The 21,033-nt window shown below is 67.7% G+C and carries 17 protein-coding genes and 2 tRNA genes; all 19 read left to right on the top strand.

What is annotated here, in order from left to right; genetic code table 11:
- Positions 1-3: 3 nt before the first annotated feature.
- The 19 genes from H5368_RS04345 (at position 4) to pseG (ending at position 21,004) form a co-directional block, all read left to right on the top strand.
- Positions 4-1,428 (top strand): thioredoxin-like domain-containing protein, encoded by a 1,425-nt coding sequence (locus H5368_RS04345; RefSeq protein ID WP_182821713.1) that lies wholly within the window; start codon positions 4-6, stop codon positions 1,426-1,428.
- Positions 1,425-3,338 carry an excinuclease ABC subunit UvrC gene (gene uvrC / locus H5368_RS04340; protein ID WP_182821712.1) on the top strand — a complete coding sequence of 638 codons (1,914 nt, stop codon included), beginning with the start codon at positions 1,425-1,427 and terminating at the stop codon, positions 3,336-3,338. The genes H5368_RS04345 and uvrC overlap by 4 nt, the downstream gene beginning before the upstream one ends.
- Complete coding sequence (gene pgsA / locus H5368_RS04335) at positions 3,335-3,982, top strand: CDP-diacylglycerol--glycerol-3-phosphate 3-phosphatidyltransferase (RefSeq protein WP_182821710.1); 648 nt, start codon at positions 3,335-3,337, stop codon at positions 3,980-3,982. The genes uvrC and pgsA overlap by 4 nt, the downstream gene beginning before the upstream one ends.
- Positions 3,973-4,048: transfer RNA gene (locus H5368_RS04330), tRNA-Gly, on the top strand. The genes pgsA and H5368_RS04330 overlap by 10 nt, the downstream gene beginning before the upstream one ends.
- Before the next feature lie 75 nt (positions 4,049-4,123).
- Positions 4,124-4,197, top strand: a tRNA-Cys gene (locus H5368_RS04325).
- A gap of 528 nt (positions 4,198-4,725) precedes the next feature.
- Positions 4,726-5,517 (top strand): CpsB/CapC family capsule biosynthesis tyrosine phosphatase, encoded by a 792-nt coding sequence (locus tag H5368_RS04320; RefSeq protein ID WP_182821708.1) that lies wholly within the window; start codon positions 4,726-4,728, stop codon positions 5,515-5,517.
- Positions 5,518-5,550: 33 nt separating this feature from the next.
- Positions 5,551-6,255 (top strand): polysaccharide biosynthesis/export family protein, encoded by a 705-nt coding sequence (locus H5368_RS04315; protein ID WP_182821706.1) that lies wholly within the window; start codon positions 5,551-5,553, stop codon positions 6,253-6,255.
- A 33-nt stretch (positions 6,256-6,288) separates the two neighbouring features.
- Complete coding sequence (locus H5368_RS04310) at positions 6,289-8,586, top strand: polysaccharide biosynthesis tyrosine autokinase (RefSeq protein ID WP_182821704.1); 2,298 nt, start codon at positions 6,289-6,291, stop codon at positions 8,584-8,586.
- 12 nt (positions 8,587-8,598) lie between these two features.
- On the top strand, positions 8,599-10,107 hold the full coding sequence (locus H5368_RS04305; protein ID WP_182821701.1) for a DnaJ domain-containing protein: 1,509 nt from the start codon (positions 8,599-8,601) through the stop codon (positions 10,105-10,107).
- The gene (locus tag H5368_RS04300; protein WP_182821699.1) at positions 10,104-11,270 is read left to right on the top strand and encodes a hypothetical protein; all 1,167 of its coding nucleotides are present in this window, start codon (positions 10,104-10,106) and stop codon (positions 11,268-11,270) included. Before H5368_RS04305 ends, H5368_RS04300 begins: the two co-directional genes overlap by 4 nt.
- A gap of 116 nt (positions 11,271-11,386) precedes the next feature.
- On the top strand, positions 11,387-11,827 hold the full coding sequence (locus tag H5368_RS04295) for a hypothetical protein (RefSeq protein ID WP_182821697.1): 441 nt from the start codon (positions 11,387-11,389) through the stop codon (positions 11,825-11,827).
- A 150-nt stretch (positions 11,828-11,977) separates the two neighbouring features.
- The gene (locus tag H5368_RS04290) at positions 11,978-12,406 is read left to right on the top strand and encodes a hypothetical protein (protein WP_182821695.1); all 429 of its coding nucleotides are present in this window, start codon (positions 11,978-11,980) and stop codon (positions 12,404-12,406) included.
- A 132-nt stretch (positions 12,407-12,538) separates the two neighbouring features.
- Entirely contained in the window at positions 12,539-13,879 is a 1,341-nt protein-coding gene (locus H5368_RS04285) for an O-antigen ligase family protein (RefSeq protein WP_182821693.1), read from the top strand.
- Between the two features lie 28 nt (positions 13,880-13,907).
- A complete protein-coding gene (tviB, locus tag H5368_RS04280; RefSeq protein ID WP_182821691.1) occupies positions 13,908-15,191 on the top strand; it encodes a Vi polysaccharide biosynthesis UDP-N-acetylglucosamine C-6 dehydrogenase TviB in 1,284 nt (427 codons plus the stop codon).
- A gap of 100 nt (positions 15,192-15,291) precedes the next feature.
- A complete protein-coding gene (locus tag H5368_RS04275; RefSeq protein WP_182821688.1) occupies positions 15,292-17,007 on the top strand; it encodes an ABC transporter ATP-binding protein in 1,716 nt (571 codons plus the stop codon).
- An 11-nt stretch (positions 17,008-17,018) separates the two neighbouring features.
- Positions 17,019-18,035: a UDP-N-acetylglucosamine 4,6-dehydratase (inverting) gene (gene pseB, locus H5368_RS04270; protein ID WP_182821686.1), complete on the top strand. Its 1,017-nt coding sequence runs from the start codon at positions 17,019-17,021 to the stop codon at positions 18,033-18,035.
- Complete coding sequence (gene pseC / locus H5368_RS04265; protein ID WP_182821683.1) at positions 18,032-19,192, top strand: UDP-4-amino-4,6-dideoxy-N-acetyl-beta-L-altrosamine transaminase; 1,161 nt, start codon at positions 18,032-18,034, stop codon at positions 19,190-19,192. Before pseB ends, pseC begins: the two co-directional genes overlap by 4 nt.
- The gene (gene pseF, locus H5368_RS04260; protein WP_182821681.1) at positions 19,189-19,887 is read left to right on the top strand and encodes a pseudaminic acid cytidylyltransferase; all 699 of its coding nucleotides are present in this window, start codon (positions 19,189-19,191) and stop codon (positions 19,885-19,887) included. Before pseC ends, pseF begins: the two co-directional genes overlap by 4 nt.
- A 1-nt stretch (position 19,888) precedes the next feature.
- On the top strand, positions 19,889-21,004 hold the full coding sequence (gene pseG / locus H5368_RS04255; RefSeq protein WP_182821679.1) for a UDP-2,4-diacetamido-2,4,6-trideoxy-beta-L-altropyranose hydrolase: 1,116 nt from the start codon (positions 19,889-19,891) through the stop codon (positions 21,002-21,004).
- Positions 21,005-21,033: the final 29 nt, after the last annotated feature.

Below are 21,033 nucleotides of genomic sequence, written 5' to 3'. Positions count from 1 at the left end.
GCGATGGATGCAGTCCTCGCCCCGGAATTCCCGCCGAGCCTGGAATGGCTCAACACCACCGCGCCGGTGCGCATGGCGCAGCTGCGCGGGCGCGTCTGCGCGCTGGCCTTCGTCAACGCCGGCTCAGCGTGGTCCATGCAGCGCATGGTCGATCTCGCCCACCTGCGTGGCCGCCATGGCGAGCGCCTCAACGTGGTCGCCGTGCACGTGCCGCGTTTCGACCACGAGCGCGATCCGCGCCGCGCCGCCAAGCGCCTGAACCGGCAGACCATCGAATTCCCGGTCGCCCACGACGCCGACTGGACGCTGTGGCAGCACTACGGCATCGAGGCCTGGCCCACGGTGGTGCTGATCGACGCCGACGGCCGCATCCGCGAGCGCTTCACGGGTGACGGCCAGCTGCGCGAGCTGGACTCGGCGGTCGCCGCGCTGAACGCCGAGGCCAGGCCGCGCTCGCGCAACGTCGAGCCCATCGAGATGCGCCGCGTCGGCGAGCCGATGCTGCCGCTGCGCTTCCCGATGGGCATCGCCCTGTCGGGCAACTACCTGTACGTGGCCGACAGCGGCCACCACCGCGTGCTGGAGTGCGACCACTCCGGCCGCGTGCTGCGCCAGTTCGGCTCCGGCGGCCCGGGCTTCATCGACGGTCCGATGGAGTTGTCCGCGCTCAACCGGCCGCAGGGCCTGTGCATCGAGCGCGACATGCTCTACGTCGCCGATACCGGCAACCACGCGGTGCGCCGCATCCAGCTGCGCTCGGGCGACATCGACACCGTGCTCGGTGCCGGCCGCCCGGGCACCCCCGTCGAAGGCCCGGTCGGCGATCCGCGCACGGTGGCGCTGGACCAGCCGCGCGCGGTGTCGCTGGCCGCGGGCGCCATGTTCATCGCCACCGCCGGCGACAACCGCCTGTGGCGCTACGACATGGGCACGCCGGGCATCACGCTGCTCGCGGGTTCCGGCCTGCTGGACGTGGTCGACGGTGTCGGCCGCGCGGCGGCGTTCGCCGAGCCGGTGGCGCTGGCCTCGGTGCAGCAGGTGGTCTACGCGTGCGATGCCGCGGGCTCGGCGATCCGTTCCGCCAACGCGCGCAGCGGGCTGGTGTCGACGCTGGTCGGCCGCGACCCCTGGAACCACGGCAACGCCGACGGCGTGCGCACCGACGCCGCGCTGCAGCAGCCGCAGGCGATCGCGCTCGATCCCAATTCGCCGGTGCTGTGGATCGCCGACAGCGGCAACGACTGCCTGCGTTCGTTGCGCCTGGGTGGCGGCGAGATCAGCACCTGGCCGCTTCCGCAGCGCCTGCACGCGCCCTGCGGCCTGGCCGTGGCCGACGGGGTGGTGTGGATCGCCGACACCGACGCGCACGCCGTGCTGCGCCTCGACACCCGGGATGGCGCGCTGCGCCACATCCCCATCGGCGAATGACCGCGGCCGGCAGCGTGCCGCCCGACGGGCCGCCCCAGGGCGGGGCTGCGGCCTTCGACGGCAAGGCCTTCGTCCGCGGCCTGAGCACCGCGCCCGGCGTGTACCGCATGCACGCCGCCGACGACAGCGTGCTGTATGTCGGCAAGGCCGGCGCGCTGAAGAAGCGCGTTGCCAGCTACTTCAGCGCCAGCCCCAAGAGCCCGCGCACCACCGCCATGCTGGCGCAGGTGGCGCGCATGGAGGTCACGGTCACGCGCACCGAGGCCGAGGCGCTGCTGCTCGAAAACCAGCTCATCAAGTCGCTCAAGCCGCGCTACAACGTGCTGCTGCGCGACGACAAGAGCTATCCCTACATCCTGCTCACCCGCGAGGATGCGCCGCGCATCGCCATGCACCGCGGCCCGCAGACGGTGCCCGGCAACTACTACGGCCCGTACCCGGGCGTCATGGCGGTGCGCGAGACGCTCAACCTGCTGCACAAGCTGTTCAAGCTGCGCAGCTGCGAGGACAGCGTGTACCGCAACCGCACGCGGCCCTGCCTGCAGTACCAGATCGGCCGCTGCAGCGCGCCCTGCGTCGGCTTCGTCGAGCAGGCCGAGTACGACGATGCCGTGCGCCGCGTGCGGCTGTTCCTCGAAGGCCGCAGCGACCAGCTGGTCGACGAACTCGCCGCCGGCATGGAGGCGGCAAGCCAGGCACTCGCCTTCGAGCGCGCCGCGCGCCTGCGCGACACGCTCGCCAGCCTGCGCAGCATGCAGGCGCGGCAGTACGTCGACGGCCGCGCCGCGGATCTCGACGTGCTGGCCATCGCCATGGAAGGCACGCACGCCTGCGTGCTGCTGCTGGCGTTCCGCGACGGCCGCAACTTCGGCACCCGCGCGTTCTTCCCCAAGACCAACGGCGTCGATGAACCGGCCGAAGTGCTGGCGGCGTTCGTGTCGCAGTACTACACCGGCCAGGTGCCGCCGCAGGAGATCGTGCTCGACCGCGCCATCGAGGACATCGACCTGCTGCAGGAGGCGTTCTCGCTGCAGGCCGGGCGCAAGGTGGTCATCAAGCCCAGCGTGCGCGGCGAGCGCGCCGGCTATCTGGACATGGCGCGGCGCAATGCCGTGCAGCAGCTGGCGACCATGCTCGGCAGCCAGGCGGCGCAGGCCGCGCGCGCGGAATCGCTGCGCGCGCTGCTCGGCCTGGCCGCGCCGGCCAGGCGCATCGAGTGCTTCGACATCAGCCACACCATGGGCGAGGCCACCGTGGCCTCGTGCGTGGTGTTCGATGCCGAAGGCCCGGTGCGCGGCCAGTACCGGCGTTACAACATCGCCGGCATCGAGCCGGGCGACGACTACGCGGCCATGCACCAGGTGCTGTCGCGGCGCTTCCGCCGCGCCGCCGACAGCACGCCGGGCGAGGGCGACGGCCCGGTGCTGCCCGACGTGCTGCTGATCGACGGCGGCGGGGGGCAGGTGGCGCAGGCCAACGCGGTGCTCGGCGAACTCGGCATCCAGGGCGTCACCGTGGTCGGCGTGGCCAAGGGCGAAGCGCGCAAGGCCGGGCATGAAACGCTGCTGCTGCCGGACGGACGCGAGCTGCAGCCCGGCGCGGCATCGCCCGGCCTGCAGCTGGTGCAGCAGGTGCGCGACGAGGCGCACCGTTTCGCCATCACCGGCCACCGCGGCCGCCGGCAGAAGGCGCGCAGCACCAGCCGGCTCGAGGACATCCCGGGCATCGGCCCGCGCCGGCGCGCCAGCCTGCTCAAGCATTTCGGCGGGCTGGGCGGGCTGCGCGCGGCCGGCGTCGCCGAAATCGCGCGCGTCGAAGGCGTCAACCAGGCGCTCGCGGAACGGATTTACGCCACACTGCACGGCCTGGACGCCCCCGCGCCAGGCGCCAAGGCCACGCGAGACCCATGAAGCTCACCATCCCCACCTGGCTCACCCTGCTGCGCATCGTCCTCATTCCGGTGATGGTGCTGATGTTCTACCTGCCCTGGCAGTGGAGCAATTTCCTGACCGCGGCGATCTTCGGCTTCGCCGCCATCACCGACTGGCTGGATGGCTGGATCGCGCGCCGCTACAACCAGTACTCGGCGTTCGGGGCGTTCCTGGATCCGGTGGCCGACAAGCTGATGGTCGCCACCGCGCTGTTCCTGATCGTGCAGGGCCATCCCACGCCGTGGATGGCGTTCTGGGCGGCGGTGATCGTGGGCCGCGAGATCGCGGTGTCGGCGCTGCGCGAGTGGATGGCGGAGCTGGGGCAGAGCGCGACGGTGAAGGTGGCCACCATCGGCAAGATCAAGACGGTGGTGCAGATGGTGGCGCTGCTGGCGCTGCTGTACGCGGTGACGCCCGACAAGAATCCGCCGCGGCCGCAGGCGTGGCTCGGCGAGCCGATCTTCCACATCGGCGACTGGATGCTGGCGGTGGCGGCGCTGCTCACGCTGTGGTCCGGATTCGAGTATTTGCGTGCGGCGTGGCCGGTCCTTCGCGCAAGTGAGGGCGCACCTGTTGACAACGTATCCGCGACCCGTAAAATGCCTGGCTCAGCGCGGGAATAGCTCAGTTGGTAGAGCGCAACCTTGCCAAGGTTGAGGTCGCGAGTTCGAGTCTCGTTTCCCGCTCCAGGTTTGAGACAAGACCCCGGCAACGGGGTCTCGTTGTGTCAGGCCCGGCAATTCGCCTGGCGCCAGTTTCAAGTGGGCCTCATGGCAGAGTGGTCATGCAGCGGACTGCAAATCCGCGTACGCCGGTTCGATTCCGACTGAGGCCTCCAGAAAATCGAAAGGGCCAGCTTCTTTGCGCAACACGCAAAGAAGCTGGCCCTTTTTTCGTGCGCGTGCCGGGCACGAAGGCGCTGCGGGTGCCGGGTACCAAGGGCCTTGAGGACTCATGTCCCCCGGCGATGGCCTTGGCCATCGCCTCCTCCTTGACTTCGCCCTCAAGGCCCTTGGCACCCGGTGCGCCGCATCGCGCGTGGCTGAAAAGCACACCTCGCGATCCTGGCGCTTTGCTCTCCGTCTCGTGCTTTGCTCTTCGCCTTGGCCCTGGCTCGTCGTCTTGGCCGTTGCTCTCCAGTACCGGCAGGCGCCAAACAGACCCGAAGTGGTCGTGAGGCCTTCGCGGGGAAGTCAAGGAGGAGGTATCCGCCGCAGGCGGATACCGGGGGACATGAGCCGCGAAGGCCTCACGGCCACCACAGGGGCATTCGGCGCTCCAGCTTGGCGGCGTGAGGAGGGGTAAAGGCAGGCGGTGGTAAGGTGCGCGGCTGCATTGTTTGCACGCTGCCACACGGATCCGCGGCATGTTGGACCTCCATTGCCACCTGCTCCCCGCGATCGATGACGGGGCGGTTGACCTTGCCATGTCGCTGGAGATGGCCCGCATCGCGGTGGCCGATGGCATCACCGTGACGGCCTGCACCCCGCACATCTATCCCGGCATGTACGAGAACAAGGGCCCGGACATCCGCGCCGCGATCGTCGCCCTGCAGGCCGAGCTGGACCGCGAAGGCATCGCCCTGAAGCTCGTGGAAGGCGCCGACGTGCACCTCGACCAGGGGCTGGCCGCCGGCATCCGCGACGGCCGCATCCCCACGCTGGCCGGCTCCCGCTACCTGCTGTTCGAGCCGCCGCACCACGTGGCGCCGCCGCGCCTGGAAGACACCATGTTCGAGCTGATGGCCGCAGGTTATGTGCCTGTGGTCACACATCCGGAGCGGCTCACCTGGGTGGAGCAGCATTACGACACCTTCGTGCGCCTCGCCGGGCGCGGGGTGTTCATGCAGGTCACCGCCGGCGCGCTCACCGGGCGTTTTGGCCGCCGCGCGCAGTACTGGGGCGAGCGGTTCGTGGGCGAGGGCCACTGCCACATCCTTGCCACCGATGCCCACCACCCCACGCGCCGCCCGCCGCTGCTGGCCGAAGGCCGCGAGGCCGCGGCGCGCCTGGTGGGTGCCGAGGAGGCCGGGCACATGGTCCTCACCCGGCCGTCCGCCATGCTCCTGAATTCCGCAGCAGATACACTGCCGCCCCTTCCCGCACCACCGGCCAGGGCGCGCAAGCCCTTCTGGTCGCGCCTGCTCCGTTCCGCATGACCGCAACGGCGCTCCTGTCACGAGGCTATATATATGCGTAAGTCCTGGATCGTCCTGTTCGCGGTGCTGCTGGCCATGGTGCTGGGCGCGTGCGCCTCGCCCAACCGCGCCGCCCACCGCGCCAACATGGGCGTGGTGCTGCCGCCGCCGGATACCACCACCGCGTCGGGTGCCTACGAAGGCGCCACCGACTACCGCGTCGGCGCCCAGGACCTGCTGGAGATCAGCGTGTTCGGCGTGGAGGAGCTGAAGCACCAGGCGCGGGTCAACTCCAACGGCCTGATCAACGTGCCGCTGGTCGGCAGCGTGATGGCAGGCGGCAAGACCGTGCCCGAGCTCGAGGCCGAGCTGGGCCGCAAGTACGCCGACGGCTACCTGCAGAACCCGCAGGTCAGCATCTTCGTCAAGGAATACACCAGCCAGCGCGTCACCCTGGAAGGCGCGGTCAAGAAGCCGGGCATCTATCCGCTCACCGGCAAGACCACGTTGCTGCAGGCCGTGGCGATGGCAGAGGGGCTGGACGAGTTCGCCGACCTCGAAGGCGTGGTGCTGTTCCGCCACGTGGACGGCAAGCGCATGGCTGCCGCGTTCGACCTGGCCGCGGTGCGCCGTGGCGACATGCCGGACGCGCAGGTGTACGGCGACGACATCATTGTCGTCGAGCGTTCCGGCAGCAAGTCGGCGTTCCGCGAATTCCTGCGCACGGTGCCTGCAATGGCCATGTTCTTCGCGCTCTGAGCGCCATTAAAACCGTTACGGACAACAAACCACATGCAAGACGACAAGCTGCCGGGCGATCCGGCGGACGATTCCAGAAGCAACCTGCCGGCGCGCCGCGAAGGCACGCAGCTTCCCGCCATCGCCGGCGGGCGTGGCGTGGCCCTCGAGCTGTTCGAGGACAAGCGCGCCGACGATGACGAGATCGACCTGCTCGCCTACTGGCGCATCCTGGTCAAGCGCCGCTGGCTGGTGCTCGGCGTGCTCGGAACGGTGGTGGCATTGGCGCTGATCGCCACGCTGATGATGCCGCCGGTGTACCGCGCGTCCGCCACCCTGCAGATCGACCGCGAGTCGGTGCAGATCATGAACATCGAAGGCGTGGGCAATGCCGAAGGTTCGGCGCCGGACTTCCTGCAGACCCAGTACGAGCTGCTGAAGAGCCGCAGCCTGGCCGAGCGCGTTGCCAACGAGCTGCAGATCGATGCCGCCACCGTCGACCAGCTCGCCTCCACCGGCTGGTGGGAGCGCGCCACCGGTGCGCTGCGCCCGGAGACGAAGGTCGATGCGGAAGCGGAAGCGCTTCCCGATCCCATCGACGAGGGCACAAGCCCCGACGCGCTGTCCAACCTCGGCCAGGCCGTGGGCATCGTGCGCAACGGCCTCACCGTCGAGCCGGTGCGCAACTCGCGCCTGGTGCGCGTGCATTACGACTCCACGCTGCCGGCGTTCTCGGCGCGCGTGGTCAACGCGGTGGCCGATGGCTTCATCGCGTCCGCCATCGAGCGCAAGTTCGATGCCTCGTCGTATGCCAGCAAGTACCTGGAAGAGCAGCTCGCGCTCGCCAAGGGCCGCCTGGAAGAGTCCGAGCGCGCGCTGGTCGCGTTTGCGCTGAAAGAAAACATCGTCGCCAGCGGCGAGGGCAGCCAGTCGCTGGAAAGCCAGAACCTCGGCGCGCTGAACGCCGCGCTCGCCAGCGCGCAGGACGACCGCATCCGCGCCCAGGCGGCGTGGAGCCAGGTCAGCGGCGGCGGCGCGTTGCCGGCGGCGGCCATCGGCACCTCCATCCTCAATACCCTGCAGCAGCAGCGCGCCACGCTCAACGCGCAGTACCAGCAGCAGCTGCAGACCTACAAGCCCGAATACCCGAGCATGCAGGCGCTGAAGGGCCAGATCGACGAGGTCGACCGCCAGATCGCGCAGGAGCGCGCATCCGTGCGTGGCTCCATCAAGGCCGAGTACGACGCCGCCCAGGCCCGCGAGACCATGCTGGTCGCGCAACTCAACAGCCTGCGCACCAAGACGCTCGATGTCGACAACCGCTCCATCGACTACAACATCCTGCGCCGCGAGGTGGACACCAACCGCCAGCTCTACGACGGCCTGTTGCAGCGCTACAAGGAGATCGGCGTCGCCGGCGGTGCCGGCGTTGGCACCAACAACATCTCCATCGTCGACCGCGCAGTGGTGCCCACCGGGCGCTTCAAGCCCAGCCTGTCGAAGAACCTCGCCATCGGCCTGCTGCTCGGCCTGATGCTCGGCGTGCTGCTGGCGTTCGTGCTCGAATTCCTCGACGACACGCTCAAGAGCCCGGAAGACATCGAGCAGCACCTGCGTCTCGCCGTGCTCGGCATCATCCCCGACCTGCGCAAGCAGAGCGTCGCCGACGCCATCGCCGATCCGCGCTCGGCATTCTCCGAGGCGTATCGCTCGGTGCGCACCGCGCTGCAGTTCTCCACCGATCGCGGCGTGCCCAAGGTGCTGCTGGTCACCAGCCCCAGCGCGTCGGAAGGCAAGTCCACCACCGCGCACACGCTGGCGCGCAACTTCACCCAGCTCGGCAAGCGCGTGCTGCTGATCGAAGCCGACCTGCGCAATCCGTCGCTGCACAAGGTGCTCGGCGTGCGTTCGGAGACCGGGCTTTCGAGCCTGCTCGCCGGTGCCGCCAGCGCCAGCGACGTGGTGATGGATACCGACGACGAGCGCCTGAAGGTGATCCTCGCCGGCCCGCTGCCGCCCAACCCGGCGGAACTCCTGTCCGGCAGCCGCCTGCTGTCGATGCTCACCGTGGCCGCGGAAACCTACGACCAGGTGATCATCGACGGCCCGCCGGTGCTCGGCATCGCCGATGCGCCGATCCTGTCGAACGTGGTGTCCGGCACGCTGCTGGTGGTGCAGGCCGGCGAGACGCGCATCAAGACCGCGCAGGCCGCGCTCAAGCGCCTGGCCGCGGCGCGCGCGCGCGTCATCGGCGGGCTGCTCACGCACTACGACGCCAAGGTCGCGGGCTACGGTTACGACTACGCCTCGTACTACTCCTACGGCACCACGCCGAAGCTCGCCGGCAAGTAACGGGGCGCGGGGATGACCACGGGGAGCGACGACGCGCTGGATGTGGCGCTCGGCCTGCTGCGTGCACCCGCACTGCGTGGCACGTTGCGCGCCCGACCGCTGCCCGACGGCATGGGCGAGCTGCTGGCCATCGCGTCCGGCTCCGTCGATCGCGCACGCGCCGCCGCTTCGCGCACCGGCCACGATTACGGCGAGCTGCTCGAGGCCTCGCGCTTCTACGTGCAGCAGGTGCTCCTGGCCGAAGGAGCCGATGCCTACCGCGTGCTCGGCGTGGCGCGTGGCGCGGAGCATGCCGAGATCCGCGACCACCACCGCCTGCTGTTGCGCTGGCTGCATCCGGACCGCAACGAAGGCGCGCAGTGGGAGTCCGCCTTCGCCACGCGCGTCAACGCGGCCTGGACGCAGCTGCGCAGTGGCGAGGCCATGGCCGATTACGACGCGCAGCTGGATGCCGCCGCGGGGCAGGGCGCAACGCCATCGCCATTTAACGGAATGCGGGCGCGCCCGCGCGGTGTGCGGCTGGAGGGCGACGCGCCGACCAGTCGCGCCGGTCCATTTGCCGTCGCCGGGCTGGGCCTGGCCTGCGTCGCCCTGGCCTGGCTGGCGGTGCAGCGCGAAGGCGAGCTCGACCGGCTGCGCGATGCCCCGACGGATCTAGCCGCCGGCGTGAGTGCGGACGCGCTGTCGACACCGGCGCCGGCGCAATCGCAGGCGTCGACGCAGGAGGTGCCATCGTTGTCGCAGCGCGTGTCGGCGCTCGTTGAAGCCGCCCAGCAGCGCGCTTCAACGCCGCCGGCCGCGGCGGACATCGCGCCATCGCCGCCTGTCGCGCGCACTGCCGAGCAGCCTCCCGCCACGGCCGCAATGGCGGGCACCCGGGTTGCGCAACGCGCTGCCGCGCTTTCGCCAATACCCGCACTGACAGCGCCGGCACCGGCAGCGTCCCTAGCTTCGACAGCATCGGCACCGAAGGCAGCCACGCCACCGGCAACGCCACCAATCCGTCGCGCCGAGCCCGCACCGCAGGACACATCCGCCATCAGCATCGCCCACGCCGCCGCGTCTTCGCGCATCGCAGTAGCGGAAGAGTCGCCCGCGGCATTGGCCTACAGCGACGCCACGCCAGCCGCCACATCGCGGGCATCGTCCGCCACCCAATCCAACAGCACCCCCAGCGACCCGCTGCAACTCATGCGCGAAGCCGAAGCCACCGTCGGCACACTCACCGCATACCTCACCCGGACCGATGCGCCGGCGCCCGCCTTCCTCGACCCGGCGATCCGACTGCAAGCCGCCGGCGTGCGCAACCGCCTGCATGCAAGGCTCGACGCGCGGCAGCGCCGCAGCATGCAGATCGAGGCACCGGCCTGGACGCTCGACGACCGGCGCGCCGCGCTGCTCGGCGCCTACCGCATCCAGGCCGCGCGCGGCACGCAGGAAACCGGTCTGCTGCGCCTGCAGCTCGCCCGCGATAACGACGCCTGGCGCGTCTCCGAGTTGCAGCTGGAGCCGGCGCGATGAGCCCCGTGCGCTGGCTGCTGTTCGCGGCCTTGCTCGCCGTGCTGGCGTTCACCGGCGTGCGCCTGGTCGCCACCCGCGGCGCGCAGGCGGCCGTCAGCGCCGACCTGGCCGAAGCACAGGCCCGCCTGCGTGCCGGTGACCACGCGTCCGCCACCGCGCTGGCCCGCAGCGTGCTGGCGCGCGAACCCGCGCAGGGCCGCGCCTTCGGCATCCTCGCCGCGGCACTGGGCGACGAAGGCAGCGCACAAGACGTGCAGGCGCGGTACGAAATCGCCGCGCGCCGTGCCCCGCGCGACCTGCAGGTGCGCGGCTGGCTGGCGTCGCAGGCGCTCGAATCCGGCGACTACGCCACCGCCATCGACCACATCGACGCCATGCTCAGCGTCTCCGACCGCAGCCATCGCGAGCTGCTGCCGCTGCTGGCCCAGCTGTCGCAGGACCCCGGGTTCGCCAAGGCACTGGCCACGCATCTCGCGCAACACCCGCGCTGGCGCACGGCCATCCTCAACACCGCCGCCAACTCCGGCCTGCCGGATGCCGCCGACAACCTGCATGGCGCACTTCGCGCGCAGGGCCGCCTGGCGCCGGACGAGGTCGCGCGCTGGATCGACGGCATGCTGAAGGACGGGCGCTGGGGCAACGCCTACGCGCGCTGGGTCAGCGGCCTGGAAGACGTGCCCGAGCGCCTGCCGGTGCCGTGGAACGGCGACTTTTCGCGCATGCCCGCGTCCAGCGGCTTCGACTGGCGTCTGCGCCGCACCAATGGCGTGGTCTTCGACCGCATCGCGCTGCCCGGCGGCGCGCACGCCGCGCGCTTCGCGTTCCTGGGCCGGCCGGTGGCCGATGTCGGCCTTGAGCATCCGCTGCTGCTGGCCCCGGGGCGTCACGTCTTGACCCTGCGTGCGCGCACCCGCGCCCTGCGCTCGGACCAGGGCCTGGAATGGACCCTCACCTGCGGCGACGGCCGCACCCGCATCGCGCAAGGTGCGCGCGTGCGCGAGGCGCGCGACTGGGGCACGCTGGAGTTGGCGTTCGAAGTGCCGGCCAGCGAGGGCTGCGAAGGCCAGTGGCTGCGCCTGGTCAACCCGGCGCCACGCGGCGTGGCACAGGTGCTGCGTGGCGAACTGCATGTGACCGACGTCACCATCAAGCCCGCCGGCTGACGGCCCTGCCAACGCGCAGCCCGCAAGCGGCAAGGCGTGGGGCGGCTGGACGGACTGGCACGATTCCTGCATCATGCTTCGCGGTCGCAAGCAACATCCCACGGACGGATCACCACATGTCACGCATCGCCCTTCATTTAGCCAGCGCCCTCGTCGCCTGCGCGCTTGCCGCCAGCGCCCACGCGCAAACCCCAACTCCCGCAGCCGCCGCCATCGCGCCGGCAGCACCTGGCATCGCCCTCGGCGTGGACAGCGGCTCCGTGCTGGTCAGCACCGGCGGCGAGTTCGGCCAGGCCAGCAGCGGGCAGCCCATCGCCCCCGGCCATCGCGTGCTGGTGGCCGAAGGCGGCCGCGCATCGCTCACCTATGCCAACGGCTGCGCCAAGTCGCTGGCCACCGCTGGCGTGTACACGGTCAGCGCCGACTGCGACTCCACCCGCCCGGCCGGCGGGCTGAGCACCGGGGCCAAGCTCGGCATCGGTGCCAGCGTGGCGGCGATCGCCGCGGTTGCCGGTGGCGGCGGCAGCGATCGCGACACCCCGCCGGTCAGCCGCTGAGGCTGTCACGCTGCCGTCATTCCACTGAACCATCCTGTTGAAAACACAGGGAAATCAAGCGGATTCGCGGTTGCGCCAGCGCCCCTCGTGCTCTACCCTGTGTTGCGGCGCGTCAATGCCGCTCCCCACGCTACACACCGGAAGGATTCCATGAAGACCTCGCTCCTGCTCACCGCCGCACTCGCCACCATTTTCTCCGCGCCTGCCCTGGCGCAGGGTGCCGGTGCCACGCTCCGCATCGACAGCGGCAGCGCCATGGTCAGCACCGGCGGCGAGTTCTCCACCGCGTCCTCGGGCGCCCAGCTGCCCACCGGCGCGCGCGTCATGCTTGGCGAAGACAGCCGCTCCACGCTGGTCTACACCAACGGCTGCACCCAGGCCCTGAACGACCCGGGCGTGTATCGCGTTGCCGCCACCTGCGTCGCGGCCACCGGTGCGGGCGGCTCCAGCGCTGCCGGCACTGCCGGCGTCGACCTGGGTGGCGCTGCCATCATCACCGGCGTGACCGCGCTTGCCGCGGCCGGCCTGGCCAGCATGGACGACGTCGAGTACGTCGCGCCGCCGCCGGTCAGCCGCTGACCAACGCCCCGCACGGGGCCGGCAGACATCCGACGGGACGGGCTTGCCCCGTCCCGTTTTTATTGGGGAATCGAACAACGCATGGACGGTGCATCAGCCACCGCAGGTTTACGCGGGCGTGACACGGCGGCATTGGCTGCCGTCGTCGCGCTGCTGGTGCTGTCGCTGGTCGCCGGCGGCAGCTCGCAGGAGTCCGCCGGCGGCGTGTTCGCCGCGCGCCTCCTTGCCCTGCCGCTGATCGCCTGGGGCGGCTGGCTGTTGCTCCGCCAGGGCGCGGCTGATGCGACGCATCGCGCCGGCGCCGTGCAGTGGGCGTGGCTGCTGTTCTTGGCGGCGCTGGTGGCCATCCCGCTGCTGCAGCTGTGGCTGCCCGGCGCCATGGCGGGTGGCGAGGGCAGGGCGGCGCTGGGCCACGATCTGCAGCGCTTCGGCGCGGAGGCTCCCGCGCACTGGTCGCTGGCCCCCGCCGCCACGCGCGATGCCGGCTTCGCCCTGATGCCCGCGCTCGCGGTGTTCGCGCTCACCCTGGCGCTGCCCACGCAGGCACAGCGCAGGCTGGCCGTGGTCGTGGTGCTGATGGCCGTGGCCAGCCTGCTGCTCGGCATTGCCCAGCTCGGCGCGCCGCAGGAAAGCGCGCTTAACCCGTACCCGCAGTGGCAACCGGCCATGAACGGCTTCTTCGCCAACCCCAACCACCAGGCCACGCTGCTGGTGGTGGCCGCCACGCTGGGCTGCGCGCGGCTGGCCACGGCCGTGGGTCGCTGGCCCACCGGGCGCCCGCACCGCGCAGCAACCATCGCGGTCGCGGCGCTGGTGATGCTGCTGACGATCGTGGCGCTGCCCCTCACTGGCTCGCGTGCCGGCGTGGTGCTCTTCATCCTCGCCTGCGGCGTAGTGGTGGCGGCGCACTGGCCCGCATGGCGCGGCAGCCGCCGCGGTCGCGTCATGTTGGCCGCAAGCCTGGCGCTGGCTGGCGTCGGCCTGCTCGCGGCGCTGCGCTGGATGCAGGTGGACACCGTGGACGAGCTGCGCGCCCCGCTGCGCGCCGTCACCGGCGAGATCGCGGCGCGCTTCGCGCCCGCGGGCACGGGCCTGGGCAGCTACGTGCCGGTGTTCGAGCAGGAAGCCCCGCGCGAGATGCTGATGGGCGAGTACATCAACCATGCCCACAACGAATACGCGCAGTGGTGGCTCACGGCCGGCGTGCCGGCGCTGGTTGCCATGGTCCTCGGTACCGTAGCCCTCGCACTGACCGTGCGAGGCCTGTGGCGCCTGCCGGCGGACGCGCGCGGCCTGGGCGTGACCGCGCTGGTGGCGCTGGCCGCCATCCTGGCGCACTCCATCGTCGACTACCCGCTGCGCACGCCGGCCATGCTGGCGGTGGCCGCCGCCTTGGCCGGGATCGCCGCGGCACAGGCCGCGCGGGAAGGTCGTGGCCGCGACCCGCATCGATTGCCCGTCAAGACGGGATAATCGCCATCAACTTGTCAGGGGTTACCGCATGAACCAGTTTCCGGCGCCAGCTGCCACCCGCATCGCCGTGGTGGGCCTGGGCTACGTGGGCCTGCCGCTCGCCGTCGAGTTCGGCAAGCAGTACGCCACCGTGGGCTTCGACATCAACGCCGCGCGCGTGGCCGAGCTGTGCGCCGGCAAGGACAGCACGCTCGAGGTTGAGCCGGAGCTGCTGGCCAGCGCCACGCAGCTGGGCTTCACCAGCGATCTCGACGGCATCCGCGACTGCAACGTGTACGTGGTCACCGTGCCCACGCCCATCGACAGCGCCCGCCGCCCGGATCTCACCCCCTTGCGCCGCGCCAGCGAGTCGCTGGGCAAGGTGCTGCAGCCCGGTGACACCGTGGTGTACGAATCCACCGTGTATCCCGGCTGCACCGAAGAAGTGTGCGTGCCGATCCTGGAGCAGGTGAGCGGCCTGAAGTTCAACGTCGACTTCTTCTGCGGCTATTCGCCTGAGCGCATCAACCCCGGCGACAAGCAGCATCGCGTCACCACCATCATGAAGGTGACCTCCGGCTCCACGCCGGCCGCCGCGGACTTCGTGGACGCGCTGTACGCCAGCATCATCACCGCCGGTACCCACAAGGCCAGCAGCATCAAGGTGGCCGAGGCCGCCAAGGTCATCGAGAACACCCAGCGCGACCTCAACATCGCCTTGGTCAACGACCTGGCCATCCTGTTCAACAAGCTCGGCATCGACACCCTGGAAGTGCTGGAAGCCGCAGGCACAAAGTGGAACTTTCTCCCGTTCCGTCCGGGCCTGGTGGGCGGGCACTGCATCAGCGTGGATCCGTACTACCTGACCCACAAGGCGCAGGAGGTGGGGCACCACCCGGACGTGATCCTGGCCGGTCGTCGCACCAACGATGGCATGGGTGCCTACGTGGCCAATGAGGTGATCCGGCTGATGGTGCGCAAGGGCATCAACCCGGTGAACGCGAAGGTGCTGGTGCTGGGCCTGGCATTCAAGGAAAACTGCCCAGACCTGCGTAATACACGTGTGGTAGACGTAATCGACGGCCTCAAGGAGTACAGCGCGCAGGTGGACGTGTGCGACCCGTGGGTGAATCCGGCTGAGGCCAGGCACGAATACGGGTTGGACCTGCACACGCCCGCCAAGGGCGAGTACGACGCCATCGTGCTAGCTGTGGGGCATAAGGAGTTCTGCGACCTCGCGGATGAAGGCGTGCGCAAGTACGGCAAGCCGCAGTCCGTGGTGTACGACGTGAAGCATGTGTTGCCGCGGGAAACAGTGGATGGGCGCCTGTGATGCCTCGGCTAACCGAATGAGTACCGTAACATCAGCGTCAGCAAGTTTTCGGGCATTCATTGGGCACTTGGCACCGCGCAGGCGGCGGCAGCTTGGTCTGTTGTTCCTGCTCATGCTCGTGGGCTCACTGGCCGAGATCGTGACTATTGGCGCAGTTGTGCCGTTTATTACGCTGCTCGCGCGGCCTGAACTGGCCGCTGAATACCCCGCCCTCGAAGGCATCTTCTTACACATGGGCTGGCAGGATGTCGGATCATTGGTCCTGCCCATGTCGGCCATGTTCCTAGGAGTGGTTGCCACTGCAACGGCCATTCGGCTGCTGCTGATCTACCTGAGCAACAAGCTCGTCTATGCGATCGGGCAGGACATCGGCGTCAAACTCTTCCGGGTGATCCTGCACCAGCCTTACGCCTTCCATCTAACCCGCAATACCGGCGATGTGTTGGCGGACGTCAACAAGGTCCAGATGCTGCTGGGTGGCTTCCTGCGCCCGGCGATGGATGGTGCCATCGCGCTGATCCTCAGCATCGCCATCCTTGTTGCGCTGATGGTGGTGAATGCCGTCATTGCGCTCAGCGCCGGTATGCTGTTCGCTGCGATCTATTTTGCCGTGATCCGCCTGTTCCGTTCGCAGCTCAAAGTCAACAGCAAGGTGATCGCGGAAACCCAGGGTCGACGCATCCGCGTCGTGCAGGAGGGACTCGGGGGTATCCGCGATGTCCTGCTGGACGGCAACCAGGACCATTACGAAAGAGAGTTCAACGGCCATGACCGGCGGCTCCGCAGGGCCCAGGCCGCCAACGCCTTCTTGGGGCAGGCGCCGCGATTTGTAGTGGAGGCCATTGGCATCGCCGTCATCGTCGCCTTGGCCTATGCGCTTTCGCTGCAGCCAGGCGGGCTGCTGGGCTCCCTACCGATCCTGGCTGCCCTCGCGTTGGGCGCGGCGCGCCTGCTACCGCTGATCCAGAAGATCTACCTCGCCTGGGCGCAGTACACCGGCAATTTCAACGTCTTTGTGGACGTTCTCTCGGCCTTAAACCTGCCGATGATTATGGAGCGCGACGCCGCCCCAATACCGCTTCCGTTCAACAAGGAAATCCGGATCGAAGGTATCAGCTTTCGTTATGCGGAAGATGAGCCCGACGTACTTACGGATATCAACCTCACGATCCCCAAGGGAAGTCGGGTGGGCATCGTAGGCAAGACCGGTAGCGGCAAAAGCACTTTGATGGATATCGTGATGGGCCTGCTTGATCCGAGCCATGGCCGGTTTTTAGTTGATGGCGCATCCATTGATGGGAGCAATAGAAACGCTTGGCGCGACCACATCGCCCATGTGCCGCAGCACATCTATTTGTCCGACACGTCAATCGCCGAGAACATCGCGCTGGGCATCGCACCGGACTCCATAGATCACGTGCGGTTACATGAGGCGGCACGCCAAGCCCAAATCGCCGACTTCATAGAAGCCCATCGCCAAGGTTACGACGCTAAGGTAGGGGAGCGCGGCGTTCAACTTTCGGGTGGGCAACGCCAGCGCATCGGTATTGCACGTGCGCTGTACAAGCAGGCTGACGTGCTTGTATTCGACGAAGCCAGCAGCGCGCTCGATACCGGGACCGAGGCTGCGGTCATGGAAGCAGTTGGCCAACTTGGCCCAGAGCTGACCGTTATCATCATTGCTCATCGCGTACAGACGCTGCGGGTCTGCGACTTGGTACTGCGCTTGGACGAAGGACGAGTGGTGTCAGCGGGAAGCTATGAGGATGTGATCGAACAGAGCGCGTCCGCATTTACCAACGATACGAATCACTGAGAAGGCAAAATATGCTCAACGATACATCTATCCTCCTGACAGGTGGCACCGGCTCGTTCGGAAAGGCATTCGTCAAGACCGTCTTGGAGCGCTATCCGAACATCAAGCGTCTGGTGATCTACAGTCGTGACGAGCTCAAGCAGTTCGAGATGGCCCAACAGTTTCCAACCAAGAGCTATCCGCAGATTCGATACTTCATTGGCGATGTTCGTGACGCGGATAGGCTTCGCCGTGCAATGGAAGGAATCGACACCGTCGTGCACGCGGCAGCGTTGAAGCAGGTGCCGGCAGCTGAGTACAATCCGTTCGAGTGCATCAAGACCAACGTTATCGGTGCGCAGAACGTGATTGAAGCATGTCTGGACACTTCGGTCCGAAACGTCGTGGCCTTGTCCACAGACAAGGCAGCCGCGCCAATCAATCTATATGGAGCCACCAAACTGTGCTCCGACAAGCTTTTTACCGCCGCCAATAATATCCGTGGACATCGGGATATTCGCTTTAGCGTGGTCCGCTACGGCAACGTCATGGGAAGCCGCGGCTCGGTGATTCCGTTCTTTCTGGAGCGTAAGGCGAGCGGAACGCTGCCCATTACGGATCCTGCAATGACTCGGTTCAATATCAGCCTCCAAGAGGGCGTTGATATGGTGCTCTGGGCGCTGGACAACGCAGTGGGCGGGGAAATCTTCGTTCCAAAGATTCCCAGCTACCGGATTACTGACGTTGCCACGGCAATCGGCCCGGAGTGTGAGTACCCGGTGGTGGGCATCCGGCCTGGTGAAAAAGTTCACGAGGAGATGATCACCGCAAGCGATAGCTTTAACACGGTTGATCTTGGTCCCTACTTCGCCATCTTGCCCAGCGCCGGGGTTCATTCGGTGGCGAGTTACTGCACCGATCATGGCGGCAAGCCTGTTTCCGCCGGATATGCCTACAACAGCGGAAGCAACGATCGATTCTTGGATGTGGATGAACTGCGCGCGTTGATCCGCGAATACGTGGATCCGTCGTTTGAGACTGTGGAATGATTCCGTACGGTCGCCAAGACATCACCCAGGCGGACATCGATGCGGTAGTAGGCGTGTTACAGTCCGACTTCCTTACCCAGGGGCCCCAGGTGCCCCTGTTCGAGAAAGCGGTCGCAGAATACGTCGGCGCCCGCCACGCATTGGCGGTCAACAGCGCCACCTCAGCCCTGCATATCGCCTGTTTGGCGCTGGGTCTAGGTCCGGGCGAGTGGCTTTGGACCACGCCGGTCACTTTCGTTGCCTCCGCGAATTGCGGGCTGTATTGTGGCGCGCGGGTCGATTTCGTAGACATCGACCCACGTACCTACAACCTGTGCCCGCAGGCACTCGAGCGGAAGCTCGTCGCCGCGCAAGCTGCCGGCCGCCTGCCCAAGGTGGTGGTCGTTGTCCATCTGTGCGGGCAACCATGCGACATGGCCGCCATCCACGCGCTTGGCCAGCGCTACGGTTTCAGGATCATCGAAGACGCCTCGCATGCCATCGGAGGCAGGTACAAGGGTGAGTTCATCGGCAACGGCCGCTACAGCGACATCACCGTCTTCAGCTTCCACCCGGTCAAGATCATCACCACCGCCGAAGGCGGCATGGCGCTCACCAACGATGTGGAGCTCGCCAACAAGATGGCCCTGCTGCGCAGCCACGGTATCACTCGCGATGTGGCGCAGATGACGCACGCCTCCGACGGCCCCTGGTTCTACCAGCAGATCGACCTCGGCTTCAACTACCGAATGACCGAGATGCAGGCTGCCCTTGGTGTCAGCCAGATGGGCCGCCTCGACCAATACGTCGCGAGCCGCCACGAACTGGCCTCGCGCTACGACAAACTGCTTGCGGACCTGCCGGTGACTCGACCTTGGCAGCATCCTGACAGCTATTCCGGCCTGCACCTCTACGTCATCTGCCTCCAACTCGATCAAATCGACAAGACTCACCGCCAAGTGTTCGAGTCGCTGCGCGAACGGGGCATCGGCGTGAACCTGCACTACATCCCGGTGCACACTCAGCCCTACTACCAGCAAATGGGCTTCAAGGCAGGCGACTTCCCCGAAGCTGAGCGCTACTACGCCGAGGCGATCAGCCTGCCGATGTTCCAGACCTTGAGCGACGCGCAGCAGGATGAGGTTGTCGCAGCTTTGCGTATCTCTCTTGGATCATGAAAGTCGCCATCATCCCCGCCCGCGGCGGCAGCAAGCGCATCCCGCGCAAGAACATCAAGCCTTTCTGCGGCAAGCCGATGATCGCCTGGTCGATTCAGTCTGCGCGCCTTTCCGGCTGTTTCCACCGCATCATCGTTTCGACGGACGATGCCGAAATCGTCGAGGTCGCCCGTGCCCACGGCGCCGAAGTCCCCTTCATGCGCCCGCCCGAGCTGTCGGACGACCACACCGGCACCATCCCGGTCATCGCTCACGCCATCGACTGGATGACCCGCAACGCGAGCCCGGTCGACTTCGTCTGCTGCCTCTACGCTACCGCGCCCTTCGTCCAGGCCGAAGACCTGCGACGCGGGTTAGACGTGCTGCAACAGAGCGGCGCCGACTACGCTTTCTCCGTCACCAGTTACGCCTTCCCGATCCAGCGCGCGATCCGCATCACCACCGATCAGCGGGTGGAGATGCTCAACCGCGAGTACTTCAACGCCCGCTCGCAGGATCTGGAAGAAGCCTTCCATGATGCCGGTCAGTTCTACTGGGGCCGCGCCGCCGCCTGGCTGGCCGGTGAGCCGCTGTTCTCGCACGATGCTGCTCCCGTGCCGCTGCCGCGCCATCGCGTGCAGGACATCGACACCGCGGAGGACTGGGAACGCGCCGAATGGCTGTTCAAGGCCATGCAGTCGCGGGCGCAGGATTAATATGAAAGTTGCCTTCCGCTCCGACGCCTCGCGGCAAATCGGTACCGGTCACGTCATGCGCTGCCTGACGTTGGCCGACGCGCTCGCGGCCAGCGGCGCGGACTGCCAGTTCATCTGCCGCGCGCACGAAGGCAACCTGATCGACTTCATTCGAGGGAAGGGCTACGTCGTCCATGCGTTGCCTATTACCCATAAGGCAAGCGCGGACTCGACCGCGCCCGGCTCGGACGCATCTACCGCCGTCCTTGCCCACAGCCACTGGCTCGACGCCACGCAAGCGCAAGACGCCGAGGCTTGCGTCCGCATCCTGGCGGCGCAGCGCCCCGATTGGCTGATCGTCGATCACTACGCGCTCGATGCCCGCTGGGAGCGCACTCTGGCGCCGCACTACCAAAAGCTGATGGCGATTGACGACCTAGCAGACCGGCCCCACGCTTGCGATCTGCTACTCGACCAAACCTTCGGTCGCGAGGCGACGGACTATCGCTCCCTTGTACCCGCCGCCTGTCACCTGCTATGCGGCTCACAGTACGCTTTGCTGCGACCTGAATTCGCAGCCTTGCGCCCCTACAGCTTGCTGCGCCGAGCCCGGCCAGCGTTGCGCGAGGTACTGATCACCATGGGCGGCGTCGACAAGTACGACGCGACCGGGCAGGTGCTGCAGGCGCTGAGTACCAGCCCCCCCTTGCCTGCGGAGTGCCGAATCACGGTGGTCATGGGCGCGACGGGACCGTGGCTGACCAAGGTGCAGAGCCAGGCGCAAGACATGCCTTGGCCGACTCGCGTGCTGGTTGGGGTCAGCGACATGGCGCAACTGATGGCCGATAGCGATCTGGCTATTGGAGCGGCGGGGGCGACATCGTGGGAGCGGTGTTGTCTGGGAGTACCAACCATCATGCTCGTGTTGGCCGAGAACCAACGCAAGGTCGCGCAGGGTTTGGAACAGGCGGGTGCGGCAAAGCTCATCAACCTTAGCCACAGCGCACCTACCCAGATAAGCCAAGCGCTCGTTGCATTAATGGGCGATGCAGCGCAACTGCTGCATATGAGCGAGTGCGCCGCGAGCATCGTGGATGGATCGGGTGTGAATGCCGTGATGCTGGAACTGGAGGTTTGAGATGAGAAAATCCAATCTGACAGGCGTCC

It is taken from the genome of Luteimonas sp. MC1782 (assembly GCF_014164605.1).
Taxonomy (GTDB): Bacteria; Pseudomonadota; Gammaproteobacteria; order Xanthomonadales; family Xanthomonadaceae; genus Luteimonas.
Note: the sequence above shows the minus strand (reverse complement) of the source record. Positions and strands in the feature narration are given on the sequence as shown.